General features: G+C 66.4%; 24 protein-coding genes. 18 read left to right on the top strand and 6 right to left on the bottom strand.

The window, feature by feature from the left end:
- Positions 1 to 47: 47 nt before the first annotated feature.
- The gene (locus tag Q9R31_RS09595; RefSeq protein WP_311262490.1) at positions 48 to 791 is read left to right on the top strand and encodes a FadR/GntR family transcriptional regulator; all 744 of its coding nucleotides are present in this window, start codon (positions 48 to 50) and stop codon (positions 789 to 791) included.
- Between the two features lie 12 nt (positions 792 to 803).
- On the opposite strand, the gene Q9R31_RS09590 is transcribed toward Q9R31_RS09595, so the two are convergent.
- Positions 804 to 1,910 carry a LacI family DNA-binding transcriptional regulator gene (locus Q9R31_RS09590; protein WP_311262489.1) on the bottom strand — a complete coding sequence of 369 codons (1,107 nt, stop codon included), beginning with the start codon at positions 1,908 to 1,910 and terminating at the stop codon, positions 804 to 806.
- A 173-nt stretch (positions 1,911 to 2,083) separates the two neighbouring features.
- Here Q9R31_RS09590 and Q9R31_RS09585 point away from each other — a divergent pair, with 173 nt between their 5' ends.
- The 5 genes from Q9R31_RS09585 (at position 2,084) to Q9R31_RS09565 (ending at position 6,866) form a co-directional block, all read left to right on the top strand.
- Positions 2,084 to 2,941: an ABC transporter substrate-binding protein gene (locus Q9R31_RS09585; RefSeq protein ID WP_311262488.1), complete on the top strand. Its 858-nt coding sequence runs from the start codon at positions 2,084 to 2,086 to the stop codon at positions 2,939 to 2,941.
- Positions 2,942 to 3,052: 111 nt separating this feature from the next.
- Positions 3,053 to 3,841, top strand: coding sequence for an amino acid ABC transporter permease (locus Q9R31_RS09580; RefSeq protein ID WP_056338086.1), 789 nt, complete (start codon positions 3,053 to 3,055; stop codon positions 3,839 to 3,841).
- Positions 3,838 to 4,620 (top strand): amino acid ABC transporter ATP-binding protein, encoded by a 783-nt coding sequence (locus Q9R31_RS09575; RefSeq protein WP_311262487.1) that lies wholly within the window; start codon positions 3,838 to 3,840, stop codon positions 4,618 to 4,620. The genes Q9R31_RS09580 and Q9R31_RS09575 overlap by 4 nt, the downstream gene beginning before the upstream one ends.
- Positions 4,621 to 5,664, top strand: coding sequence for a Gfo/Idh/MocA family oxidoreductase (locus Q9R31_RS09570; RefSeq protein ID WP_311262486.1), 1,044 nt, complete (start codon positions 4,621 to 4,623; stop codon positions 5,662 to 5,664).
- An 80-nt stretch (positions 5,665 to 5,744) separates the two neighbouring features.
- Entirely contained in the window at positions 5,745 to 6,866 is a 1,122-nt protein-coding gene (locus tag Q9R31_RS09565; protein WP_311262485.1) for an FAD-binding oxidoreductase, read from the top strand.
- A gap of 69 nt (positions 6,867 to 6,935) precedes the next feature.
- Here the strand turns inward: Q9R31_RS09565 and Q9R31_RS09560 are convergent, their stop codons facing one another.
- Positions 6,936 to 8,435, bottom strand: a complete 1,500-nt coding sequence (locus Q9R31_RS09560) for a SulP family inorganic anion transporter (RefSeq protein ID WP_311262484.1) — start codon at positions 8,433 to 8,435, stop codon at positions 6,936 to 6,938.
- Between the two features lie 324 nt (positions 8,436 to 8,759).
- On the opposite strand from Q9R31_RS09560, the gene mptB reads away from it, so the two are divergent.
- A complete protein-coding gene (gene mptB, locus Q9R31_RS09555) occupies positions 8,760 to 10,376 on the top strand; it encodes a polyprenol phosphomannose-dependent alpha 1,6 mannosyltransferase MptB (RefSeq protein ID WP_311262483.1) in 1,617 nt (538 codons plus the stop codon).
- Here the strand turns inward: mptB and Q9R31_RS09550 are convergent.
- The gene (locus Q9R31_RS09550) at positions 10,373 to 11,629 is read right to left on the bottom strand and encodes a glycosyltransferase 87 family protein (protein WP_311262482.1); all 1,257 of its coding nucleotides are present in this window, start codon (positions 11,627 to 11,629) and stop codon (positions 10,373 to 10,375) included. The genes mptB and Q9R31_RS09550 overlap by 4 nt on opposite strands.
- Positions 11,630 to 11,657: 28 nt before the next feature.
- The gene (locus Q9R31_RS09545; RefSeq protein WP_311262481.1) at positions 11,658 to 12,911 is read right to left on the bottom strand and encodes a glycosyltransferase family 87 protein; all 1,254 of its coding nucleotides are present in this window, start codon (positions 12,909 to 12,911) and stop codon (positions 11,658 to 11,660) included.
- 399 nt (positions 12,912 to 13,310) lie between these two features.
- Here Q9R31_RS09545 and Q9R31_RS09540 point away from each other — a divergent pair, with 399 nt between their 5' ends.
- On the top strand, positions 13,311 to 13,514 hold the full coding sequence (locus tag Q9R31_RS09540) for a hypothetical protein (RefSeq protein WP_311262480.1): 204 nt from the start codon (positions 13,311 to 13,313) through the stop codon (positions 13,512 to 13,514).
- Between the two features lie 18 nt (positions 13,515 to 13,532).
- Here Q9R31_RS09540 and Q9R31_RS09535 read toward each other — a convergent pair whose 3' ends face one another.
- Positions 13,533 to 13,793 (bottom strand): DUF3072 domain-containing protein, encoded by a 261-nt coding sequence (locus tag Q9R31_RS09535; protein WP_311262479.1) that lies wholly within the window; start codon positions 13,791 to 13,793, stop codon positions 13,533 to 13,535.
- A gap of 161 nt (positions 13,794 to 13,954) precedes the next feature.
- Between Q9R31_RS09535 and Q9R31_RS09530 the strand changes: the two genes are divergently transcribed.
- The 4 genes from Q9R31_RS09530 (at position 13,955) to Q9R31_RS09515 (ending at position 18,410) form a co-directional block, all read left to right on the top strand.
- Positions 13,955 to 14,830 (top strand): NAD(P)-dependent oxidoreductase, encoded by an 876-nt coding sequence (locus tag Q9R31_RS09530; protein ID WP_311262478.1) that lies wholly within the window; start codon positions 13,955 to 13,957, stop codon positions 14,828 to 14,830.
- A gap of 226 nt (positions 14,831 to 15,056) precedes the next feature.
- The gene (locus tag Q9R31_RS09525) at positions 15,057 to 16,433 is read left to right on the top strand and encodes an MFS transporter (RefSeq protein WP_311262477.1); all 1,377 of its coding nucleotides are present in this window, start codon (positions 15,057 to 15,059) and stop codon (positions 16,431 to 16,433) included.
- A gap of 142 nt (positions 16,434 to 16,575) precedes the next feature.
- Entirely contained in the window at positions 16,576 to 17,241 is a 666-nt protein-coding gene (locus tag Q9R31_RS09520) for a GntR family transcriptional regulator (protein WP_311262476.1), read from the top strand.
- The gene (locus Q9R31_RS09515) at positions 17,238 to 18,410 is read left to right on the top strand and encodes an MFS transporter (protein WP_311262475.1); all 1,173 of its coding nucleotides are present in this window, start codon (positions 17,238 to 17,240) and stop codon (positions 18,408 to 18,410) included. Before Q9R31_RS09520 ends, Q9R31_RS09515 begins: the two co-directional genes overlap by 4 nt.
- A gap of 153 nt (positions 18,411 to 18,563) precedes the next feature.
- Here the strand turns inward: Q9R31_RS09515 and Q9R31_RS09510 are convergent, their stop codons facing one another.
- Positions 18,564 to 19,304, bottom strand: coding sequence for an IclR family transcriptional regulator (locus Q9R31_RS09510; RefSeq protein ID WP_311262474.1), 741 nt, complete (start codon positions 19,302 to 19,304; stop codon positions 18,564 to 18,566).
- A 178-nt stretch (positions 19,305 to 19,482) separates the two neighbouring features.
- On the opposite strand from Q9R31_RS09510, the gene Q9R31_RS09505 reads away from it, so the two are divergent.
- From Q9R31_RS09505 to Q9R31_RS09480, 6 genes are all read left to right on the top strand, one after another.
- Positions 19,483 to 19,986 (top strand): tripartite tricarboxylate transporter TctB family protein, encoded by a 504-nt coding sequence (locus Q9R31_RS09505; RefSeq protein ID WP_311262473.1) that lies wholly within the window; start codon positions 19,483 to 19,485, stop codon positions 19,984 to 19,986.
- A 2-nt stretch (positions 19,987 to 19,988) separates the two neighbouring features.
- The gene (locus Q9R31_RS09500) at positions 19,989 to 21,491 is read left to right on the top strand and encodes a tripartite tricarboxylate transporter permease (protein WP_311262472.1); all 1,503 of its coding nucleotides are present in this window, start codon (positions 19,989 to 19,991) and stop codon (positions 21,489 to 21,491) included.
- 44 nt (positions 21,492 to 21,535) lie between these two features.
- Complete coding sequence (locus Q9R31_RS09495; protein ID WP_311262471.1) at positions 21,536 to 22,537, top strand: tripartite tricarboxylate transporter substrate binding protein; 1,002 nt, start codon at positions 21,536 to 21,538, stop codon at positions 22,535 to 22,537.
- Positions 22,538 to 22,564: 27 nt separating this feature from the next.
- A complete protein-coding gene (locus Q9R31_RS09490; protein ID WP_311262470.1) occupies positions 22,565 to 23,194 on the top strand; it encodes a methyltransferase in 630 nt (209 codons plus the stop codon).
- A gap of 21 nt (positions 23,195 to 23,215) precedes the next feature.
- A complete protein-coding gene (locus Q9R31_RS09485) occupies positions 23,216 to 23,998 on the top strand; it encodes a DUF1932 domain-containing protein (protein WP_311262469.1) in 783 nt (260 codons plus the stop codon).
- Positions 23,999 to 24,081: 83 nt separating this feature from the next.
- Positions 24,082 to 25,419, top strand: coding sequence for a TRAP transporter large permease subunit (locus Q9R31_RS09480; protein ID WP_311262468.1), 1,338 nt, complete (start codon positions 24,082 to 24,084; stop codon positions 25,417 to 25,419).
- Positions 25,420 to 25,422: the final 3 nt, after the last annotated feature.

The following is a 25,422-nucleotide window of genomic DNA, read 5'->3' as shown; positions in this document are numbered from 1 at the left end:
GTTCCGGGGGCGGCAGGAGGTGGTCCGCCAGTTGTTACGCTTGGGAGGTGTCCGTAGAATCCGCCGCCTCGACGGCCAAGATCAGTGCCGCCCTGGGTTCCGTGGGGCAGGGGTCGGTGGTGTCGGAAGTGGCAGAGCGGCTGCTCGCCTTCTTCACCAGCGGGGATATCGCGCCGGGCACCCGGCTCCCCGCCGAGCGGACGCTCGCCGCCTCCCTGGGGGTTGGCCGCTCAGCGGTGCGTGAGGCTCTTGCGGCGCTGGAAATCCTGGGCATCGTGGTGGTCCGTCCCGGATCCGGGACATACCTCCGGGACGGCATCTCGGAGCTCCTGCCCCGGACCCTCAGCTGGGGCCTGATGCTGGGTGCGCCGCGCACGCGTGAACTCGTAGAGCTCCGCAGCGGCCTGGAAGTCCAGGCGGTGCAGCTGGCAGCCGAACGCATCACGGGGGAGGCGCTCGACCGGATGCGAGGGAACCTGGACACAATGGCCGGCACGCTGGATGATCTGGTGGCCTTCGTCGAGGCCGATGCGGCTTTCCACCGCGAGATCGCGGCAGCTTCCGGAAACCAGGTCCTGCAGGAACTCCTGCAGAGTATCCGCTCGCTCCTCCGGATCTGGGTGGACCGTGCCCTGACCGACGAAGGGCACGCCGCAGCTGCGCTGAAGGAGCACACGAGGATTTATGAGGCGTTGGTTGCCCGCGACGGGGAGGCTGTCACGGCAACCATGCGCTCGCACATGCACACCGCGTCCCGGCGCCTGTTGGCAGGCTTCGACGCTTCGCAATAAGTTCGACGCGTATCAGTTGAGCGTGGCCGCCAGCTCGTCCTGCCGCGGATCCTCTTCCGCCCGGCGCGGACCCACCGAGCCGCGGCGCACCAGGGTGGCCGTGAACTGTGCCGGAGCGGCAGGGGGCAGCCCTTCCATCTGCCGGATGAGGGCTTTGGCTGCCGCCACGCCCATGTTGTAGACCGGCTGGGCGATGACCGTCAGGGGCGGCGTGGTGAGCCGGGTCCAGGCGAAGTCGTCGTACATCAGGAATGAAACGTCGGCCGGAATGGACAGGCCCAGTTCCTGGATCGCTTCCACCACGCCCAGGGCAATCAGGCCGTCCGAAGCAACCACGGCGGTGGCCTGGTCCGGGCCCCGGAGCACCTCGCGCGTGACGCTGCGGATCGAGTCGGCATCGCCGGCATTCAACCTGACCAGGTCCTCCGGAAAGGGCAGCTCCGCTTCAAGGAAGGCCTGTCGCATCCCTTCGATGCGGTCCGCGATCTGGGAGGAGTCCAAGGTCATGCCCGGGCTGTAGGGGGCGTCCGTGCGCAAGGTGGAAATGAAGGCAATGCGGCGGTGCCCGGCCCCGAGCAGATACTGCGTGGCCTCCCGGGAAATCCTTGCCATGTCCACGGCCATGGTCTCCACCTTGAGGTCCCCGGCGGTGCGGTCGATGAAGACCAGGGGGCGTCCGGACTGGTGCACTTCCTGCAAGTGTTCAGTGTCCACCGATGATGCCGGGGCGACGATCAGTCCGTCCACCCGCTTGTCCAGCAGGACCCGCACCGCATCCACCTCCGCCGCCCGGTCCTCGTCTGTGTTCACCAGGATGACGTTGTAGCCGGCTTTCTTGGCAGTGTCCGTGATGCCGCGCGTGGCAAGGCCGAAATGCGGGTTTTCGATGTCACCCACCACCACCCCGATAGTGTGCGACTTCCCGGTATTCATGCTGCGGGCCAGCTCATTGGGCCGGTAGGAAAGTGCTTCCGCAGCAGCGAGGACGCGCTCGCGGACGTCATCACTGACGGCGCCGTAGTTGCCCAGCGCACGGGCGGCCTGCGCCTTGGAAACCTGGGCAGCCTTTGCGACGTCGGCAACGGTTACGTCCCGCCGTCGTGCTCCATCACCGTTCATCTTCACCTTTCGACGGGGTTGTTGACGCCCCGTGTGACTTCGGCTACATTTCTATCCATCGATGTGAGTCCGGTCTCAATCCTAGGGTGTGAGACCGGACTCAACAAGAGCATCGACGATTTTCTTCGGCGGCCCTGACAGCACCGCCTCCCCACCAACGATTGGACAACGCTGTGAAGAAAAAGAATTTCCGACCTGCCGGCATTGCCGCGGCAGCCCTGGCCGCGGTCCTGGCCCTCTCCGGCTGCAGCTCCACCTCCGCCGCCTCCACCACCGAAAACAACCCTTATGGCCTGATCCAGCCCGGCACCATCCGGGTGGCAAGCCTGGGTGACTCCAAGCCGTACACCTTCGCCGACGCCTCCGGAAACTTCACCGGCTTCGACGTTGAACTCTTCAAGGACGTGGCCCACCGGGCCGGTGTGGACAATGTGGTCTTCACCGGGCAGGACTTCTCGGGCCTCCTTGCCGCAGTTGCCAACGGGCAGTTCGACGCCGGTGTTGCAGCGATCGGCATCACGGACAAGCGCAAGGAAACGGTGGACTTCTCCGACGGCTACCTGGCCGGCTACCTGACGGTCATCACCACCAAGGGCTCCGGCATCACTGGCGCGGATGGGCTGGCAGGCAAACGCCTGGGCGTGGTCCAGGGAACGCTGCAGGAAGCCTACGCGGTCAAGAACTTCACCTCGGCCAACCTGGTGCGCTTCCCGGACAACAACACCGCCATCGCCGCGGTGAACAGCGGAACCGTGGACGCCCACTTCCTGGATTACGAGGCCGCCAAGGCCTACGAGGAGCAGCACGGACTGGTCAGTGCAGCAGACATTCCCTCCTTCGACGCACCGGCAGGTTTCGCGGTGGCAAAGGGCAAGACCGCCTTCAAGGAAGCCCTGAACAAGGGCCTGGCTGCAGCCATGGAGGACGGCACCTGGAAGAAGCTCTACCAGAAGTGGTTCCCGGGCTCGCCGATGCCCGAGCAGTACCTGCCCAAGGCCGAGCAGACCGCCTCGCCCGCGCCCAGCAAATAGTCGCCGGGCACGCAAGCGCCGGGCCAACAGGCCTTCTGGCCACCTGACCGGGCGGGCCGCCGTAACGCGGCCTGCCCGGCACCTCCCCATCATCTACGTCTGAGAGCAACCATGGACTGGCTCAACACCATCATCCGTACCTTCTTCGACTTCGGCGCTATGGCCGAGGTCCTGCCCCAACTCCTGGCGGTCGGCCTGCTGAATACGCTGATCATTTCCATTGCCGCCACCGTCCTTGGCACGGTGCTGGGAATGGTGGTGGCCGTCATGGGCATCTCACCGTCCAAGTGGCTGCGGGTTCCGGCCAGGATCTACACGGACCTTTTCCGGGGCCTGCCCGCCATCCTCACCATCCTGCTGATCGGCCAGGGTTTTGCCCGGCTGAGCCAATCGATCTTCGGCCCGTCGCCCTACCCGCTGGGCATCATCGCGCTGAGCCTGATCGCCAGCGCCTACATCGGGGAGATCTTCCGCGCCGGGATCCTCAGCGTGGACAAGGGCCAGGGCGAGGCCTGCCGTGCCCTCGGCATGAGCTACGCCAAGTCCATGGCGCTGGTGGTGGTGCCCCAGGGCGTCCGCCGCGTCCTGCCGGCCCTGGTGAACCAGTTCATCGCCATCGTCAAGGACTCCTCGCTGGTCTACTTCCTGGGCCTGCTGGTCACCGAACGCGAACTCTTCCGCGTGGGCCAGGACGCCGCCGTTCTGTCCGGGAATCTTTCACCCCTGGTGGCCGCCGGCCTCCTCTACCTGGTAATCACCGTCCCGCTGACGCACCTGGTGAATTACTTCGACAACAAGTTCCGCACCGGCCGCCGTCGCGCCGCACCGCCCACCAGCGGCCTGAAGGAAGTCAAGGAACTCGATGCGGCCTCGCCGCTCACAGCCGGGAGCAACACATGAACACCCCAACCCCCACCACCCTGAACACCGCCGCCCCTGAAGCCAAGTCCTTCCACGGTTCAAGCCTGGAACTGCGCAACCTCACCATGGCCTACGGCGACATCGAGGTCCTGCGCAACGTCAGCCTCACCGTGGCCCCGGGCACCACCACCTGCATCATCGGCCCTTCCGGATCCGGCAAATCCACGCTGCTGCGCGGCGTCAACCGCCTCCACGAACCCAAGAGCGGGAACGTGCTGCTCGCCGGCGACAGTACCCTGAAGGTGAACCCGGACACCCTGCGCACCCGCATCGGCATGGTCTTCCAGCACTTCAACCTCTTCCCGGACCACACCGCCGAAGAAAATGTGGCCCTTGCCCTCTGGAGCGTCAAGGGCATGCCCAAGGCCCAGGCCATGGATCTTGCCCGCCAACGGCTCGCCGAGGTTGGACTCGCCGAGCGCGCGGACCACCGGCCCCGCGACCTCTCCGGCGGCCAGCAGCAGCGCGTCGCCATCGCCCGCGCCCTGGCCATGGAACCCGAAGTCATGCTTTTCGACGAGGCCACCAGCGCCCTGGACCCTGAACTCGTCAAGGGCGTCCTGAACCTCATGGCCGGCCTGGGCCGGCGCGGCATGACCATGCTGGTGGTCACCCACGAAATGGGCTTCGCCCGCAAGGTCGCCGACCAGGTGGTCTTCATGGACGAAGGTGAAGTTGTCGAGGCAGGCACCCCCGGCCAACTCTTCGACAACCCCCGCAGCGAACGGCTCCAGCGCTTCCTCTCGGAGGTGCTCTAAATGGGCAGGAATGCCGCGGGGCCCATCCGGACCGCCGTTGTCGGCTTTGGCATCTCCGGCAAGGTCTTCCACGCGCCGCTGATCGCAGCCGACCCCAACTTTTCACTGGACGTGATCGTCACGGCCCAGCCTGAACGCGCCGCGGGGGCGGCGCGCCTCTACCCCCGGGCACGGATCGTTGGGACGCCGGAGGAGCTTTTCGCCCTGTCCTCGGACCTGGATTTGGTCATCCTGGGCACTCCGCCGCACACACACTTCGGGCTGGCCGCCACGGCCATCGCCCACGGCCTGCACGTGGTGGTGGACAAGCCTTTCGTGCCCACGTCCGCCCAGGGTGAGGAACTGATCAGCAGGGCAGCCGACGGCGGGGTGCAGCTGACGGTGTTCCAGAACCGCCGGTGGGATGCCGACTTCCTGACGCTCAAGAAGGTGCTGGCTTCCGGAGCGCTGGGCGAGGTCAGCAGCTTCGAATCACGCTTTGAATGGTGGCGTCCCGAAGGCTTCGGGAACTGGCGGGACACGGTGTCGCTGGCTGAGGGCGGCGGCATCCTGCACGACCTCGGTGCACACCTGATCGACCAGGCCATCCAGCTGTTCGGCCCGGTGGAAAGGAGCCACGGCGAGACGGCCAACCGTGGCCACCACCCGGACGCGGCCGATACCGAGGCTTTCGTGTCGCTGTTGCATACGTCCGGGGTCCGCACACGGCTTTGGATGAACGGGATGGCGGCACAGGCCGGCGCCCGCTTCCATGTCCTGGGCTCCCGGGCCGGCTACACCAAGTGGGGCCTTGACGGCCAGGAACCTGCCCTCGCGGCCGGGATGCCGCCGTTGGACCCTGCTTACGGCGTGGACCCCCAGGAGCGTTGCGGGCTCCTGGGGGTGGACGGGGCAACCACTCCCGTCCCTGCCGAGCGCGGCGCGTACCCGCAGTTCTATGCCCAGCTGGCCGCCGCCCTGCGCGGGAACGGGCCGCTGCCCGTCGATCCCGCCGAACCGCTTGAGGTGCTGAAGGTCATCGAAGGCATCCACGCCCTGGCCTGACGCCTCAAATCCCAAAGCCTTTCCCTTCGACGCACCGACCGCGTCCGCCACAACTACGAATTCCACAGAAAGGGACACCAATGTCCTCTGTTGCAGCCACCAAGCGCGTCGCCATCATCGGCGGCGGCATCCTGGGCGTCTCCACCGCCGTGCACCTGCTCCGCGAAGGAGCTTCCGTCATCCTGCTGACCGAGCGCGGCCTGGCCAGCGAAGCCAGCGGCCGCTCGCTGTCCTGGCTCAACTCCGCCGGCGAACGGTCCACCCCGTACCACCAGTTGCGCGTGGCCGGCGTGGACCGCTACCGCACCCTCTTCGCCTCGGACCCCAGCCGGGAATGGCTGCAGTTCGGCGGCGGCCTGATGTGGAATGTCGCGGGGCAGCGGAAGGCGACCGAGGACCGGCACGCCTACGAAAAGTCCATTGGCTACGACTCCAAGCTGGTTGCCCCGGAAGATATTGCGTCCGTTACCCCGGGAATCGATGCGGACGCCGTGCCGGAGACTGCCATCTTCAACCCTGGCGAAGGCTGGGTCAGCCTGCCTGACCTGATCGACTTCCTGATGGAGGAATTCCACTCCCGCGGCGGCGAACTGGTCCTCAACGCCGGCAAGGCCTCCGTTATGGTGGAGGGCGGCCGGACCACGGGCGTGGAGACCGCGGCGGGTGGGACCTACCCGGCCGACGCCGTCCTGGTGGCGTGCGGCGCCGCCACGCCCGCCGTCGTCGAACCCCTCGGTGTGCACATCCCCAACGGCTCTCCTGTCTCCATGCTGGTGGTGACCAAGCAGGTCCAGCACGACGTGGCCGCGGTGATGAACACCCCGCGCGCAGCCCTGCGGCCCAACCCGGGCGGCACGTTCGCCCTGGACCACGACTGGTACGAAGAACACATCACCGAACACGCCGATGGATCATTCAGCATCCCCGATGAGGTGGTTCAGGAACTGGCCGACGAGGCGTCCAAGCTGGTCGCAGGCAACCCGGAACTCAAGCCCGCCTCCTGGAAGATGGGCTACAAGCCGATTCCCGGTGACGGCGAACCGGTGCTGGGCGAACTCGGCCAGGTGCCCGGATGCTTCGTTGCCTTCACGCACTCCGGCGCAACCCTGGGACTGATCGCCGGTGAACTCCTTGCCGGCGAGATCATGAGCGGCAGGAAGCACCCCATGCTGGCCACCTTCCGGCCGGGGCGTTTCTCCTAGCCTGCAGCGGACGGGGCGGGGCCGCACTGTTGCGCGTCCCCGCCCCTTCGCCTGGTGGCCTATGGCCCGTCAGGCGCCCAAATGCCCGGTGAGCCTGCGGTGGAATCCGGTGCTGCGCTCATCGAGGCCTTCGATGGCTACGCTGGCCCCATGGCCGGCGTATTTCGTTTCGATGGAGTCGAGGGCGGCGACAGTCGAAGCGTCCCAGATCTGGGCACGGCTAAGGTCGATGATCACCTGCCCGGGATCGTCGGCGTAGGCGAACTGCTCCACGAGGTCATTGCTGCTGCCGAAGAACAGCGGCCCCACCACGTCGTAGCGCACGCTCTGCCCGTCGCCGGCCAGGGTCCGCTTAACGGTGATGACGTGGGCCACCCGGCGGGCGAACAGCACCATCGCCAGGACGACACCGACCAGGACGCCGTAGGCCAGGTTGCCCGACAGGACCACGACGGCGACCGTGACGGCCATGACCAGCGTCTCCGGGACGGGCATCCTCTTGAGGGTGGACGGTTTAACGCTGTGCCAGTCGACCGTGGTGACAGCGACGACCATCATGACCGCGGCAAGGGCCACCATGGGGATCTGCCCCATGATCGTGCTCAGGCCGGTCACCAGCGCCAGCAGGAACAGCCCGGCCACGAACGTCGAAATGCGGGTGCGGGCCTGGCCGGTCTTCACGTTGAGGACGGTCTGGCCGATCATGGCGCAGCCCGCGATGCCGCCGTAGAAACCGGCGAGGATGTTCGACACGCCCAGGCCCCAGGACTCGCGGCCCTTGTGTGAGGGAGTGTCCGTGATGTCATCGACCAGTTTTGCCGTGAGGAGCGTTTCCATGAGGCCGACGAACGCCACGCTCAGCGCAGTGGGCAGAACCAGCTGGAACGTCTCCAGGTTCACCGGGACAAGGAACGGGGTGATCCCCGGGAGCTTGCCCGTGAGGGGACCTTCGCCAGAGACGTTCGGCACGGCGAGGCCGGCGATGATGACGATCGCCGTGACGACGACGATGGCAACCAGCGGCGACGGGACCACCTTGGTGAAGCGCGGGAGGATGAAGATGATCGCGAACGTCAGGGCGAACAGGACGTAGGCGGGCCAGGGGACATTGAGCACGTGGGGTACCTGCGCCATGAAGATCAGCACGCCCAGGGCATTGACGAAGCCGATCATCACCGACCGCGGGATGAACCGCATCAGCCGCGCAAGGCCGGCCAGGCCAAAGACCACCTGGATCACACCGGCGAGGAGCACGGCGGGCAGGACGTACTGGACGCCGTGTTCGTGCACGAGCGGGGCGATCACCAGGGCGACGGAACCGGCTGCGGCGGTAACGACGCCGGGCCGGCCGCCAAGGACCGACATCGACAGGGCCAGCACGATGGAGGCGACAAGGCTCACCATCGGATCCACCCCGGCCACGATCGAGAACGAGATGACTTCCGGGACCAGGGCCAGGGTGGTGACCATGCCGGCCAGGACCTCGCGGGACAGCTGCCGCGGAGAGCGCAGCGCGGTGAGGACGGTGATCGGTTGCCGGAGAGGGCGGGTGCTGTGGGCGACGGCCAAGGAACGGCTCCAGGGGACTCGGCTCTCCTGCGAGAGCGGGTGTACAACGTTTCTGCGCGCCACAATGCGCACGGCTCCAGCCCAGCGATGGAAGACAATGGGGTGGGAAGGGAATGCACCGGTGACTTTCGGCTGCGCATGCAACACTACCGTCAAACCGTCCGGCCGCACCGGCGGCGGATTTCGCCTGTACCAAACTGTGGGGTTTCCGTCAGGGCGGTGCCCGGGGCGGCAATAAGCATGGCTGATAAAATGGCCGGGTTGCAGGGCGGCCTTTTTGAAGCTGGGGCGAGCAGTGCCGTAACAAGGTAGGGGACCACGATCATGACGGCAGGCGGGCCACACCTCAGGACGCCGGAGAGCAGGCCGGGCACACCGGCCGGGGATTCCGCGCCCGCCAAGGGCCGTGCCTACCTGGCAACCCTCGAGGGTTTCATCGGCGCCCTCATGATGTTCGTCGGCTCCATCGGGACTGGTTGGATCGCCAATGGTTCGCCCATGATCCGCCAGCCCGTGGTTATCGCACTCCGCACCGAAGGGTGGGGCGTGGCGGTGTCCACCGTGCTGCTGACAGCCGGTGCCATGCTCCTGATGCGCTCGTGGCTCCGCCTGGGGCAGCGGCTGGGGGACTGGGGACAGTCGTCGCTGCGGTCCGTGGTGGTGGCCATTTCCGCCTGGTCCCTGCCGCTGCTGTTCTGCGTCCCGGTCTTCTCCCGTGACGTCTACGCCTACACCGGCCAGGGCCGCCTGGTCCAGGAGGGCCAAAACCCCTATGAGGTGGGCATTTCCACCCTCAACAACTGGTTCTCCCTGGGCGCCGACCCTGCCTGGGCGGAAAACCGCACCCCCTACGGCCCGTATTTCCTGTGGCTGGCGCGCGCGGTGGTGGGGCTGACCGGAGCCCAGCCGGACGCGTCCGTCCTGCTTTTCCGCCTCCTGGCAGGCGTCGGCGTGCTGCTCTGCGTCATCTACGTGCCCAGGCTCGCCGAACTGCACGGCATCAACGGTGCGCGCGCACTGTGGATCTCGGTGGCCAACCCGCTGTTCCTCATCAGCTTCATCGCCAGCGCCCACAACGACGCCCTGATGGTGGGGCTCGCCGTCGCCGGTGTCTACCTGGCCGCCACCCGCCGCTACCTCCTGGGTGTCCTCCTGGTCACCGCCTCGATCGGCATCAAGCCCATCACGGTGCTGCTGCTGCCGTTCATTGGCGTCATGTGGGCCGGTCCAGGGGCCTCCTGGCCGCGCAAATTCCTGATGTGGGGCGCGACGGCAGGCATCAGCTTCGGCGTCCTCGCCCTCAGCGGCATCCCCTACAACCTCGGGATCGGCTGGACCTGGGCCATCATGGACCCCACGCCCGGCTATACGGGCTACTCGCCGTCGGGCTTCCTTGGCCAGCAGGTGGAGATGCTCGCCAATGCCCTGGGACTGCCCGGCGGAACGCTGGCCACCTGGCTGCGGACCGGCATGAAGTGGGCGGCGATCGGACTGGTCCTGCTGCTGATGTTCCGGGGCGACTACTCGCGGGCGGTGCGCCGGATGGCCCTGGCGTTCACCGCCGTCGTAATGCTCTCACCCATCATCCAGCCCTGGTACATCCTGTGGTTCCTGCCGTTCCTGGCCGTCACCGGGATCCGGGACGACTGGCAGATCCGGTCACTGTACGTGGGGGTGACGTTCTTTGTGGTGTTCGGCGCCCAGGACCAGCTCTCGGTCTGGTCCTTCGTGGAACTGCCCATCGACGCCTCGTCCCTGGCGTTCTTCACGGCCCTGGCGTTCACGTTCTACCTGCTGGTCCTGGACGTCCACACGCGCAAACTGCTCATCGAGGGCAAGCCGCTGGACCTTGCCCGGCGGGGCTGGCGGTGGGCGGTGGAGCGCCGCGCCGCTCGCCGCGCTGATGACCGGGCCGCCGTCGAACGCCGCGAAACCCCCTAGGCTCCCGCCGGCACCTGCGCCGGCGTCTTCCGGCCCAACTCCGCCGTGCGCTTCACCGACCACCACAACAGGACCACCAGGAGCACGTTACGGGTGGTGAGGATGGCTGCCATGACCGGGTGGGCGTGGATGAGCGGGGTGTAAAAGAGCGGGTAGATCACGAACGTCGTCACCGCAATGCCCATCAGCAGGGCCGCCGGGACCTTCCAGCGCTCCCAGTCGTGCGCCAGGCCGGCGATGATCACCGGCGCCAGCCAGATGATGAACTGCGGCGAGCCCACCTTGTTGAAGACGATGAACGCGGTGACCATCATGAGCGCGCCTTCGAGGAACAGTTCCTCGCGTTCGGCGCCGCGCCGCAGCGCCCGGACCAGCAGGATGGCAGCGGTGAGGGCCGCCAGGACAAGCAGCGGCTGCATCAGGAACGCGGCGGTGCCGGCGCCAGGGCCGTAGACCTCAGTGGAGTTGATGGCGGTGTTGTCCGCCATCTTCGACCCGGCGATCTGGAACACGCTCAGCCACACCCAGGGCGTGGAGAAGGTGGCCTCAAGCTGCATGCCTCGCTCGCCCTGGTTCAGGAGGAAGTCCATGATGTGCGGCAGGCCGCCGGTCAGCCAGGTGCCCAGGCCCACCACCGCGGTGACGGCGGCGCCGGCGAGGACCACCTGGATCCGCTTATGGCTGGCAATCACGATGGGAACCAGGACGGCGGCGGGCCAGACCTTGATCCAGGTGGCGATGCTGAGCATGATCCCTGCCACCACGGGCCGTTCGGCGGCGTACAGCAGTGCGATCAGTACGATCGGCGCCGTGATGCCCTCCACGCGGGCGAAGCTCAGGTAGCCCATGAAGACGGTGAAGAACAGCCACCACCAGGCCGCGGCAATGCCGGTAACCTTCCGCCGGCCGCGGGTGAGGTAGGCCAGGCCGACGGCGTTGAGCGCCGTGATGATCAGGAACCAGACCAGCAGGTAGAGGCTGGGCCCGGCGATGTTGGCCAGGAAGATGGGGATCTGCGCAAGCACCGGGTAGACCCAGGGGCTGATCTTGCCGCTCAGGTCCGGCGGGTTGTAGCCGTCCATGGCCCACTGCCGGTACTGCTCGGTGTCACTGAACGTATCGCCGTTCAGGAAAAAGGATGCCATCCAGCCCAGGAAGTACAGATGGACGACGGCGAAGCCCCACCAGACGCTGGAGGGGCGGGCAAACCAGTCCACTACTTTTGCCGGGAGCAGTTTGGTGCGGACGGTCACCAGGCGGTCAAAGAACCTCGTGGAAATCTTAGGTCTCCTTGAGCGCGGGGGCGGGTGCGGCGGTCTTTTTGCCCAGCGTGTAGAGGCGCCGGACGCTCCACAGGAACAGGACCACCAGCAGGACGTTGCGGATGGTCAGGACCAGGGCCATCCAGGGGTTGTTGTGGCTGAGGGCGTCGTAGAAGAGGGGGTAGATGAAGTAGGTTGCCACGGCAATGGCGATCAGCATTGCTGCCGGAACCCGCCATTCGCGCCAGCTGTGCGCCAGGCCGACCGCCACGGCGGGGCCCAGCCACACCATGAACTGCGGCGAACCCACTTTGTTGAAGACCACGAACGCGGTGGCCAGGGTCAGGGCGCCGGCCAGGAGCAGTTCAGTTCGGTCCACGCCGCCGGCCACCTTGTGCTGCTTTCCGTTGTGGAGCGCCCAGAACGTCAGCCCGGCGACCAGCAGGGCGGCCAGGACCAGGAGGGGCTGCATCAGCACGGACATGGCGGCGGTGCCCGGGCCGTCCACCTGCATGGAGTTGATGTCCGTGTTCATGTACATCCGGGAGCCGCCGATGTTCAGGACGGAGAGCCAGAGCCAGGGAGTGGTGAAGGTGGCCTCGAGCTGCATGCCGCGGTCGCCCTGCTGCGTGAGGAAGTTCAGGAGCTTGGGGACGCTGCCCAGGGCTGCTGCCAGCGCAACTACCCCGGCCGTCGTCGCGATTCCTGCCAGGACCACCAACAGGCGGTTCTTCACGACGGCGAAGAGGGCCAGCATGATGGCCGCGGGCCAGACCTTCGCCCAGGTGCCGATGGCCAGAAGGATCGACGCGATGAACGGGCGCTTGACGCCGTAGGCCAGGGCCACGAGGACCAGCGGGGCGGTGAGGCCGTCCACGCGGGCGAAGCCCAGCCAGCCCATCAGGAACGTGAAGGCCAGCCACCACCAGCCGGCGGGGATGGCACTGGTGTTGCGGCCCCGCTCTGTCAGTTTCAGCAGCGCCCAGCCGTTCAGGAGCGTGGTCATGAGGACCCATAGGAAGAAGAACGGTCCGGGTCCTGCCAGGCCTGCGATGGCCATGGGGATGAGCGCCAGGATGGGGTACACCCATGGGCTGGGACCGCCCCGAAGGTTCGCGTCGTTGAATCCGGCCATGGCCCAGTCACGGTAGATGAAGGTATCGCTGAACGCCTCGCCGCGAAGGGAGAGGGAGGCGGCGAAGACCAGGAAGACAAGGTGCACCACGATGAAACCGCCCAGGAGGCCGCGCCCGGTGTTCAACGGGTTCCGCACCGGGGTGGGAAGGATGACGTTGCGGATCCTGGTCAGATTGCCGAAGAGAGCGTCGGTGGAAATGGCGGATCCTTGTCAGGTCGTGGCACACGTGTGGTGTGGTGCTGGTGGCTGGGTTCTGCCGCAGGGCTGGTTCAGGGGCATCGAAGCCGTCCGGAAACAGCTTCCACTCCTGTCCAACTCTAATTCACGGTGCTTTGGCGCCCGTAATTGCTGAGTTGGGCCCGCACCGTCACGCTTTTGACCTGCGGCGACTTATTACTTGATTTTTCAAGTTGCTGGTGATCCATTACTCGGGCATCATGAACTGGGCACAAAGGTGCCCAACTTCGTCTGCAGCCTTGGGGAGCGCAGGTGTTGGACATGACCCCCTACCCCCAACCCACTAAGGCTAGACCCATGAACTTCCCGCTGACCCTCACCGTGTCCGACCGCCAGAGCATGGACAGCGAGCTCGACGCCGCCGTCGCAGCCGCCAAGGCCCACGCACTGGACGGCAAGAGCCACGGCATCCTGGTTACCCGGCACGGCGTGGACACGTTCACCGTTGCCCTCAGCGACACGGTTCCCTTCGGCCTCACCCGCGAACACCAGGCCTGGTAGGTCCTCTGCGACGCCGGCTTAGCTGCCGGCGCTGTTGTCCCCTTCTCCGGAAACACGGTTGCTGCGCTGCTGCAGCCGGTCGATGTGGTTTGACGCCTCCGCCTTGCTCAGGTCTGCGGGAAGTTCTTCCCCCGCCTCGCGTGCCAGAGTATCGAGGTAGCTGCGCTGCGCCGCGGTCATGGGTTCATCCCCGGTTACCCAGTCCTCCGGGTCCCTGTTGAGGCCTGCGTTGGGCTCCGGTTCCGGGCTGCCGATTGTTTCCTGGTTGCTGTCGCTCATGGTTACGAGTCTAGGGCGGCGCGCCGACATTCGGCACGGACTGATCCGTTTCGCCGTACTGTCCTGGTGGCACCCGCATCGCCTGGTTTGGTTCCCGCCGGGCCTGGGTACCTGCCGTTCACGTCTGCACTGAAACAGACTGGATCAGGAGATCGACACAGATGGGTACCAAGCTCAATGTGGCTGTGCTGGGGACGGGAATCATGGGAGCGGCCATGGCGCGGAACCTCCTGCGGGCCGGCCATGAGGTTTCAGTGTGGAACCGGGACGCGGCCAAAACGGAACCGCTGGCCGCCGAAGGTGCCCGGAGCGCCGGTACCCCTGCCGGCGCTGTCGAGGCAGCCGATGTGGTCCTGACCATGCTCTACGACGCTGCCGCGGTGGAACAGGTCATCCGGAGCGCAGCGCCCGGTGTCCGGCCCGGCACAGCCTGGGTCCAGTCCACCACCGTGGGGGTGCAGGACGTCCCCGCTTTGGCCGCCCTGGCCGCCGAGCTTGGCCTGGACCTGGTGGAGGCGCCTGTTTCGGGAACGCGCGCCCCGGCCGAAGCCGGCCAGCTGCTGGTTCTTGCCGCCGGTCCCGAGTCGGTGCGGCAACGCGTGGCACCGGTCCTCGATGCAGTTGGTGCCCGGACCATCTGGACGGGCGACGACCCGTCCACAGGCTCGGCCGCCCGCCTGAAGCTCGTGGTCAACAGCTGGGTCATCGCAGCCTCCAACGCCGCCGGTGAAGTGGTTGCCCTTGCCCAGGCGCTGGGCGTGGATCCCCAGCAGTTCCTCGGCGTGCTCGACGGCGGCCCGCTTGACCTGCCGTACCTGCGGATGAAGATCGACCTCATCCTGAACGACCACCTCGAGCCTGCCTCCTTCGCCGTGGACACCGCGCGCAAGGACGCCCACCTCATCGTCGAGGCCGCCGCCGGGCACAGCCTGTTGCTCGACGGCGCTGCGGCGTACGCCGCCCGGCTTGACCGCGTGGCCGGCCAGGGCCGCACCAAGCAGGACATGGCGGCAGCCTTTTACGCCAGCCGGCAGTAGCGCCTGGCCCACCCTGCCCCGGCCTCCACGCCCGCCGGGATAGCGCTTGCCGTTGACGTAATACACGTCACCTTCTATAGTTGGTGAATCGATTCAATGAGCTGACGCCCAGTTCCGGTAAGGCTTCCGCCGGCACGGACTGTTCCGGGCGCAGACACACCAGCGAACGACGGCTGAATCCCGGCGGTTCCGGTTCCTTGCCAATGAAGACGAAGGACATAAGCACATGAGCACCACCCCAACCCGCGTGGCCCTCCCCAGCCAAGGTGCTGGAACAGGCTCGCGGGACCCGAGGAAAGCGGCGCTGAGCGGCTGGATCGGAAGCGCCCTGGAGTACTACGACTTCGCGCTGTACTCGCTGGCTGCAACCCTGATCTTCCCCACCATCTTCTTCCCGTCGGAGAACCCCACCGTCGGGATCATCGCCTCCCTGGCGACGTATGCCGTGGGCTACGTCTCCCGTCCGGTAGGCGCCGTCGTCCTTGGGGCGTACGGTGACCGGCACGGACGCAAGAAGGTCCTCGTCTTCGCGATGCTGCTCATGGGCTTTGCCACCTTCGCTGTCGGGCTCCTGCCCACCTACGGGCAGGTGGGCCTCCTCGCCCCCGCCCTCCTGGTGCTCCTCCGCCTGATCCAGGGCTTTGCCGTGGCCGGCGAGCTCGGCGGTGCCAGCGCGATGATCGTTGAACACTCACCCGACGCCAAGCGCGGATTCTTTGCAAGCTTCAGCCTCCAGGGCACCCAGGTGGGCTCGATCCTGGCCACCGCCGTCCTGCTCCCGCTCGCGGCCGTCCTCCCGGCTGACCAGTTCGGCTCCTGGGGCTGGCGCATCCCGTTCCTGCTCAGCGCCGTCGTGATCCTGGCCGGCTACTTCATCCGCCGCCGGGTGCAGGAACCGCCCGCGTACGCCGCGCAGTCCGGCACGCCTGAAACCAGGCGCTTCCCGCTCGTTGAACTCCTGCGCACCCGGCCGGGCGCCCTGGTCCGCTGCATCGCGATGACCTTCAGCAATGTCATCGGCATGGCCACCCTCATTTTCGGCGTCTCGTACGCCACCCAGAAGGGCTACGGCAACGGCTTCTCCAGCAGCGAGTTCCTGTGGGTGACCCTCGTGGCCAACATCGCAGCCGTCGCCACCATCCCGCTGTTCGGCGCACTGTCCGACAGGATTGGCCGGCGGAGCCTCATGGCCGCCGGCGGCGTGGTTGGCGGCCTCCTCGTGGGCGGATACCTCTGGGCGATCGAACAGGGAAGCCTGCCGCTGGTTTTCGTGTGCGTCGTCATTGTGCAGGGCATCTTCTTCCAGATGTGGAATGCCACCTTTGCCACGTTCTTCCAGGAGCAGTTCCCCATGCGGATCCGCGTGACCGGGTTCGCCGTCTCGCAGAACATCGGACTCATGATCGCGTCGTTCTTCCCGAGCATCTTCACCGCGATTGCACCTCCGGGCTCCACCAATGTCCCGTTCACCATCGGATTGACCACGCTGGGCATCTGCCTCGTCTCCGCCGTGGCCACCCTGATGTCCCAGGACACCAAGGGCAAGTCACTCGAGGACCTTGAGGTGCAGAAAGTCCACCCTGCCGCGAACGCTGGCGCATAGCCGAGCGAACGCATACGACTGCTGCAAAGGAGGGGGCAGCGGACGCTGCCCCCTCCTTTGTGCTTCCCCGGCACGGCATTGCTCCTCTGGCAAGGCGATCTGTATAGATGTATACAAGTATGATTTCCGGTGGAGGTACGCCATGCCAGATTCACCTGCCCGGAACACCGGCGCCCACTTTGTCTACGCCGAGCTGAAGCGGCGGATCCTGAACCTCGAGCTGAAGCCGGGGGAACGCATCTACGAGCCGGCGATGGCGTCGGCCCTGCAGGTGAGCCGCACGCCGCTCCGCGAGGCCATCAGGCGGCTCATTTCGGAGAGCCTGCTGGAACAGCAGCCCACCGGGGGAGTCCTGGTGCCCACGCTGGACGAAGCCGCCATTTCGGAACTGTACGAGGTCCGCGCGGCCATGGAATCCCTCATGGCACGCAATGCCTGCCTGAAGGCGACACCTGCGGACATCGAGGCCCTCCAGGGCATCCTTGAACGTAATGCGGCCTTGGTGAAGTTCGCCGATGACGCGATGCAGCAGGGCATGGCCCTGCACGCAAGGATCGCGGGCATCGCCGGGAACTCCTGGGCCCGTCGTTTCCACAACCAGATTTCCAGCCAGATGGAACGGTACCGGCATTTCACCAACAGCACGCAGGACCGCCGGGACCAGGCGCTGGCCCAGCACCGCGCCCTGGTCGAGGCCTTGGCCGGCGGGGACCCGGAGAAGGCGGCCAAGGTCGCGTTCGACCACGTCATGGGCGCCCGTGACGCCGCGGTCCGCGCCATGTCCGGCAACAGTGCCCCCGGCTCATGATCGGTGAGCTGGGACGCCGTTCGGCCATCGCCCTCCTGGTCCACTCGGCGCTGATCCAGGCCGTCACCTTCCTGGTCCGGCCGGCAGCCACCTACCGCGCACTGGAACTCGACGTCCCGGACTTCGCCCTGGGCCTGCTCGCGGCCAGTTACGCGGTCTTTCCCTTGATGCTCGCCGTCCCCACGGGCAGCCTGGTGGACCGCCTTGGTGAGCGGCGGCTCATGGCGATCGGGTCCGGCGTCGTCCTTTCCTGCTCTGCCTTTTTGCTGCTGTGGGGCTCGTCGATCGTGGCCCTCGTGGCCGGAACCGCGCTGCTTGGCGCCGGGCAGCTGGCCTGCGTGGTGGGGCAACAGGCCGTGGTGGCCAACAATGCTGCCTCGTCGCGGATGGACTCCGCGTTCGGATACCTGACGTTCGCCGCATCCCTGGGGCAGGCCCTCGGTCCGCTGGCGATTTCGCTGGTGGGCGGCGCCTCGGTCCGGCCCGACACCCAGGCGATCTTCCTGCTCTCGGTCGTCATGAGCCTGGTGCTGTTTCTGACGACCTTCGCCGTCCCGGCGCACGTCAGCATCCGGAGGAAAAAGGGGGTGTCGGCCGGCAGCAACGGCAGTGCGGTCGCACTGCTGAAGACCCCCGGCGTCGCCCGGGCGCTGGCAACCAGCGCCACCGTCCTTGCCGTGGTGGACCTGACCATGGTGTACCTGCCCGCGCTCGGCTCCGACCGCGGACTCACCGCGGCAACCGTGGGTGCCATGCTGACCGTGCGGGCCGCGTTCTCCATGGTTTCCCGGCTCCTGCTGGGCCGGGTGTCCCGGCGGATCGGGCGCATGCGGCTGCTGGTGGTGAGCCTGGCCCTGTCCACGTTTGCTTTGGCCGTAGTGGCAATCCCCATGCCCGTGTGGCTGCTGTTTGCCGTCATGTCAGTGCTCGGCCTGGGGCTCGGCATCGGCCAGCCCCTGACCATGTCCTGGCTCTCCGCGCAGGCCCCCGAAGGGCAGCGTGGCAGGGCGCTGGCGCTGCGGCTCGCCGGAAATCGGGTGGGCCAGGTGGTCCTGCCGAGTGCCATTGGCGGCGTCGCGGCCGGGCTTGGCGCGGGCGGGGTCTTCCTTGCCTCGGCCGTTGTGGTGGGCGGGACGCTTCTGCTGTTGAGGGGCGTGGAGCTGGACTGACCGGGGCAGCCCGCGTCACGGGGGGCATGCTTTCGGGGAACACCCGACGGCGCCGCCCCGGCTTTCCGGGGCACGGCCAGCTCCGGCGGGCCGAAAGCGTGCCGTGCGTGACGCCGTCGTACGTCTTCCGCCGCTGTTCCCCGGGCGGGTCTGTCAGTAGACGGAGCCCTCAAGCAGTTCCGCCAACCTGGCAGCTGCCCGCTTCAGCTCCGGAACCGCCACCCTCAGGGTGTCCTCGCCGGCGGCCTCCACGGGGCTGGTCAGGGAAATTGATTCGGTGGGCTGCCCGGACCTGTGCGGTATGGCGACGGCCACGGACAGCACGCCCGTGGCCCGCTCGTCGGCTGAATAAGCGTGATCGGCGTCCGCCGCGGGCAACCGTGACCGCAGCTCCTCGAGCGTGAAAGTCTTGCCTTCATGGCCTGCTCCGATCGCGGCCTCTACAGCCTCCTGCAGTTCCTCCGGAGAGGCCGGGGCAAGCAGGATCTTGCCGGCGGCGCCGGACGTCAGGGGCAGCCGTTTGCCCAGCGGGAGGTCATACCGGAGCGGTGCGTCACCATCCACCCGGGCTACCAGGATTCTTTCGTAGCCCAGGCGCGTGTAGAGCGACGCGGTGAGGCCGGTTTGCGTAGCCAGTTGCTGGAGGATGGGCCGGGAAGACACCACCAGGGGGTCGTTCTCGAGATAGCTCCTGGCGGCAGGGAGGACGGCAGGACCAATCCGGTAGGACTTGTCCGTCTGGCTCACCATTCCGAAATCCTGCAGGACGCGAAGGATCCTCAGCGTGGTGGGCAGGCTCATGCCGCATGCCCTGGCCAGGTCGCTGAGCCGCTGGGGGCGCTCCGCCCGCTGGAGCTCAGCAAAAACCTCCAGGGCCCGCGAAAGGGACCTCATGTTGGACGCCTTGGGCGCCTCTTCGCTTGCTGCCGCTCTCCCCGCAGGGCCCGTCATGGTCATTCTTTCATTCTATGTAACTCACTTGCGGTTGACAGCGTGCTGTGTCTCCTGTCACTATTTCTCTGCACGTAATGTTCTTTCATCTTATGGAAGACAATAACAACAGAGGAAACCGATGACAACGGAGTCACTCATCACGAAATCCCGGAATGCCAGCCGGATTGCTCCATCCGTCCTGACCGGTATCGGCGCGTTTGCCGCAGTGGGGATTTATGTCCTGGTCAGCTCCCTGGAACTGGGGCTTTGGACGTCACTCGGCCCCAGCGCAGGGCTTTTTCCCTTCGCCATGGGAGCTGTGCTGGTCGCCATGTCCATCATCTGGCTCCTGCAGGAACTGCGGCGGCCAAGCGCAAAGGCAGAAGGGATCGACAGGGGAGTCGTCATCTCCGTCGTGGTCAGCCTGATGGTCCTGGCCTCAGCGATGGACCTGCTGGGCTTTCAGCTGAGCATGTTCCTGTTCCTGCTGTACCACCTGAAAATACGGGGCAGCAGGACCTGGGCATCCTCGCTGGTCATTGCCCTGCTCGGCAGCGTCGGCGCGTTCTACGCCTTCAACTACGGCCTGAACGTCGCGCTTCCCGTCTCGGCGCTTGCTCCGCTAAACCTGATCGGATTCTGAAAATGGAGACCATTAACGAACTCCTGGGCGGCTTTGCCACCGCCATGACCTGGCAAAATCTGATCTTTGCCTTCCTCGGGTGCCTCCTGGGCACCATCATCGGCGTGCTGCCGGGCGTCGGACCCGTGGCGGGCGTGGCCCTGCTGATCCCGATCACACTCAATCTCGACCCGGCCGGATCGATCATCATGCTGTGCGCGATCTTCTACGGCACCCAATACGGCGGCACCATCACCAGTGTCCTCTTGAACACCCCGGGCGAAGCATCGTCGGCCATCACCACCATCGACGGCTACGCCATGACAAAGCTCGGCAGGGCCGGGGCCGCGCTGACGCTCGCCGCCGTAGGGTCCTTCATCGGCGGGACCATCGCCACCATCGGCTTGGTCGCGGCCGCCAAGCCGCTGGGGGAACTCGGCCTGCTGGTGGGTCCGCCGGAATTCTTCGCCTTGATGGTGGTGGGCATCTCCCTCCTCGTAGCACTCGCCGGAAAATCCATGGTCAAAGCCCTGATCTCCGGCGCCCTGGGACTACTGATCTCCATGGTCGGCATCGACCCGGTCGCCGGCGCACCGCGCTTCACCTTCGGCATGGACCGCCTCCTGGACGGGGTGAGCTTCGTGGCCGTCATCGTCGGCGTCTTCGGGCTCTCCGAAATCCTCTCTTACCGCAAAACCGACGAGGCCACACAGGTCCACGCCCCCGGCTTCCGTTCGCTGTTTCCCTCACGCAGTGAATGGCGCCGGAGCGCCCCCGCCATGGCAAGGGGCACGGGCGTCGGCTTCGGGCTGGGCCTCATCCCCGGCATGACCGGATCCGTGTCATCCCTGCTGTCCTACGCGGCCGAGAAGAAGTTCTCCCGCTTCCGGCACGAGCTCGGCAAGGGCGCCGTCGAAGGTGTTGCCGGCCCCGAGACGGCAAACAATGCCCACGCGAACGCGGCGCTCATCCCGCTGTTTACCCTCGGCATCCCGGCGTCACCAACCATCGCCGTCCTGATGGGTGCCTTCCTCCAGCAGGGCCTGACACCCGGACCCAGCCTGTTCACTGAACACTCCGACATCGCCTGGGCCATCATCGCGAGCCTCTTCATCGGGAACATCCTGCTCCTGCTGCTCAACGTCCCCCTGGTCGGGCTCTGGACCTCGATCCTTCGGGTCCCCACCCCTATCCTTACCGCACTGATTCTGCTGTTCATGGTCATCGGCGCCTACACCATCAACTTCAGCGTCTTCGATGTCTTCGTCATGATCGGCTTCGGGCTCCTCGGCCTGGCACTGAGGAACCTGGACATCCCCCTGGCACCGATGGTCCTCACGCTCGTATTGGGCCCGCTGATGGAACGCTCGCTGCGCGAATCGCTGGAGATCTCCCAGGGCGACTTCACGGTCTTCCTGAACCGGCCCATCTCAGCAGTCCTGATTGTCCTGGGCGTGCTGATCATCTGCAGTCCACTGCTGAAATTCCGCAAGCCCAAGGCCCTCACCGAAGACCCCGAAGCATAAACCTGCAACCCAAGTTCCACCCATCACTTCAAAGGAGAAGACCCTTGTCACGCAAAAAGATCATCGCAGCCTTCGCTGCTGCATCCCTGATCGCACTCACCGGCTGCAGCGCCAGCGCAGGAGCCACGAACTCTGCCGCCGGCGACTTCCCGAAGAAGGGCAAATCCATCGACCTCATCGTCGCCTTCGGTTCAGGCGGGGCCGTTGATACCGCCGCACGGTTGATCCAGCCGGTCCTGGAAAAGGAACTAGGAACCAACATCGAGGTCATCAACAAGCCCGGCGCTGGGGGCCAGATCGGCTACACCGCCCTGACCAGTGCCAAGCCGGACGGCTACACCATTGGCGCCACCGGCTCCCCGTCCGTCGTCGTATCCCCGCTGGATCCTTCCCGCGGAGCCAAATACGCCCGCGAAAGCTTCCAGCCCCTCGGCCGCCAGGTCATCGACCCCACCGTCATCGCCGTCCAGCCGGACAGCCCCTACCAAACGCTGAAGGACCTCCTGGACGCGGTAAAAGCGGCGCCGAAATCATTGACGGCAAGCACCACCGGCATCCAGACCGGCGAACACTTCGCCCTGGCTCAAATCCAGCAGTCCACCGGTTCCGAGTTCGCACCTGTCCATTTCTCAGAGGGCGCATCGCAGGCAACCACCGCCTTCCTGGGCAAGCACGTGGACGTCCTGGTGGCCAACGTCAGCGACGTCAACGACCTCACCAAGCAGAACAAGGCACGCGTCCTGGGCGTCATGTCCTCCGAACGCGCACCTTCACTGCCTGACGTCCCCACGTTCAAGGAATCCGGGTACGACCTGACCGCGGGAACCGCACGGGGCTACTCCGCCCCGGCGGGACTTCCCGCGGACGTGGCCAAGAAGCTCGAAGCCGCCCTCGAAAAGGCCATCGAAGACCCCACCGTCGTGCAGAAGATGAAGGACCTGGGCCTGGAAACCAGCTACCTCAACGGCGGCGACTACCAGAAGTTCTGGGCCGGACAGGAAGACGACTTCAAAAAGGCGCTTCCGCTGGTCCAGAAAAAAGACTGACCCCCTCACCCTAAGGAAAGATCCATCATGACAACCCCAGCCCTTGACACTGCCGACGCCGACTTCGCCCGCCCGGACCGGGACGTCGTCGAACGCCTCGCCAAGCTGCCCGCCGCGAACATCGGCGACGCCATGGACCGGCTCGGCGTTGCAGACTCCGCCATCCAGGCCGTCTGGCCGGGTGCAAAGCTCGCCGGCCCGGCGTTTACGGTGTGGACCCGTCCCGGAGACAACAAGGGCATTCACGCCGCGCTGCAGCTGGCCCGTCCAGGCGATGTCATTGTCGTGGCGGGCGGCGGCGATGAATCCCGCGCACTCCTGGGCGAACTGATCGGGGAGCGGGCCATCAACCTCGGCGTCGCGGGATTCGCGCTGGACGGAGCAGCCCGCGACGCCGAGGCGCTCGGTGAGATCGGGATGCCCGTCTTTGCGAGGGCTACTTCGCCGGCCGGTCCCTACAAGGACGGCCCCTTCCGGCTGGGAACCGCGCTCGCCTTCGGCGGCGTCCCCGTCCTGCCGGGCGACGTCATCATCGGTGACTCCGACGGCGTGGTGGTCATCCCCCGCGAACAGGCAACCGCGGTAGCCCAGGCAGCGGAGGCCGTCTTCGCCGACGAAACCGACCGCCGGCAGGCCATCGTCGCCGCTCGCCACTAAGCCAGAAAGGCACAAAACCCCATGACAGCATGCACCGTCATAGGCCTCGGCGAAGCCGGAGCCACCTACGCCGCAGCACTCACCGCTGCCGGCCACAAGGTCACCGGCTTTGATCCGGTAGCACCCGCCACACCCGCCGGTGTCACCAGGGCGGCAACCGCGGCAGAGGCGTGCGAAGCCGCAGACATGGTCCTGGTCATGACCGGGGCCGCGGCAGCGCGAAGCGTGGCGCAGGAATGCCTGCCAGTCCTCCCGGCCGGCAGCACCTACGCAGACTTCACCTCTTCGTCCCCGGGGGTGATGCGCGAACTGGGCCGGCTTCCCAGCAACGCCAGTTTCGCAGACGTCGCCATACTCGGACCGGTGTCGGCACTGGGCGAAAAGACGCCGCTGATGGTCAGCGGCCCCGGCGCGCAGGCGGTCGCAGACCTGCTGCGCCCGCTCGGCGTCGACGTTGAAATCGCCGAAGGTGAGCCAGGTGCTGCGATGGCGCACAAGCTGCTCCGCAGCGTCCTCATGAAGGGACTGGCAGCCGTCGTTGTCGAAGCCGTGAACGCCGGAAGGGCCGCCGGGCTCGAGGAATGGATCCGGGGGCAGATCGCGAACCAGCTCGCCGGGGACGGCCAGGCCGTGATCGACCGGTTCCTGGCCGGTACCGTCAAGCATGCCCTGCGCCGGTCGAAGGAAATGCAGGACACGGCCAGCTACCTCACCGAGCTCGGGGTGCCGGCGGAAATGACGGCAGCTTCTGCTGCTGCACATGCCCGCCTGGCTGCGCTTAACGCCGCACCTGTGTTGCGCTGAGATTGTGGTCGGACAGAATCAATGAAGAGGACTGTTTTGGCTAACCCCGCCAAGCGCAGCATTGCAACGTCAGGAGCAGGGAAATGATCGGCATCTGGGCCCTGGGTGCCTACCTGGCCGTCATCCTGCTGTGGACCACCCTGGTCAAGCGCAGCGTGGGGGAAGCCATGATCCTGGGATTCCTGGTGGTACTGCCGTTCACCGGTGCCCTTGCGGTTCAGGTGGGCTGGTCGGCACTCTATTCGGCTGCGACAGACGAGATTGTCTACGCCACCATGGCGTTCGTTTTCATGGGGTACCTCTTGGACAAGGGCGGCGTCCTGGACCGCCTGATCGACCTCCTCAATTCCCTGATCGGCGGCGTCAAGGGCGGCCCGGCCTGGGTGTCGACGGTGGCCTCGGCAGGCCTGGGTGGAGTGGTCCACAACCAGGCCGCCATCGCCGCAACCGTTGGCTCGGTCACCATTCCCTGGATGGAAAAATCCCGGCTCGACAAGCCTGCCGCCGCCACTCTCGTGGCAGGCAATGCCGGAATGGGCATCACGTTTCCCTTCAGTGCCTCCATGTTCGTCCTGGTCGGGTCAGCCACAGTCGGGCCCCTTCTGAACGTCAACGCCCTCGTCCTGCCGCTGCTGTTCGGAGGCCTCTGGTGTTTCCTGCACCGGCTCATCGTCACGTGGCTGCTGATCAGGAAGAGTGGGATGTCCCCGCTCGATGCGGCCCACCGCCTGTCCGTCCGGGCCGCGTTTCACCAGGGCTGGGCCACGCTGCTCCTGTTCGTCGTCGTCGCCATCCCGCTCATCATCACCTCCGGATTCATCGCCACGGTCCTCTCGGACTGGACGGGCGGGGATGTCAGCAAATCGGTCAGCGTGATCGTCTGGATCCCGGTGGTCCTGCTCATCACGGGTGCACTGCTGGGGCGGAAGCAGCTGCCGCGGAGCACCCGCGCATGGGCCGAACTGCTGCACAGCTCGGCCCCGCGTTTCGGAATCGTTGGGGTGACGGTGCTCTTCGCCTTCGCCGGAGCCAACGCCCTCGCAGCCACCGGCCTTCCCAAGCAGATGACGGCACTGCTGAACGGCATGAACCTTCCACTCTGGCTGCTCGCCATCCTGATCGGGCTGATCGTCATTGCCGTTGCTGCCCCGCTCTCCGCCACCGCCACGATGGCCGCAGTCGGGACCGTTGGCGTCGCGGCCCTCGTCGCGGCCGGCGTGCCCGCCACCACCGCGGCCGTGGCCGTCCTGGTCTTCTCCTCCTGCGAGGCCGCGGTCCCACCCGGCGGTGCGCCGCTCTATGTCGCCTGCGGCATCGCGGACGTCAATCCCATCAAGACCTTCGCCCGCCTGCTCACCCACTACGCCCTGCCCCTGCTGGTCATCGGCGTGCTGATCATTCTCGGCGTCCTGCCGGTCTAAGGA

It is taken from the genome of Pseudarthrobacter sp. BRE9, from assembly GCF_031844305.1.
GTDB lineage: Bacteria > Actinomycetota > Actinomycetes > Actinomycetales > Micrococcaceae > Arthrobacter.
Note: the sequence above shows the minus strand (reverse complement) of the source record. Positions and strands in the feature narration are given on the sequence as shown.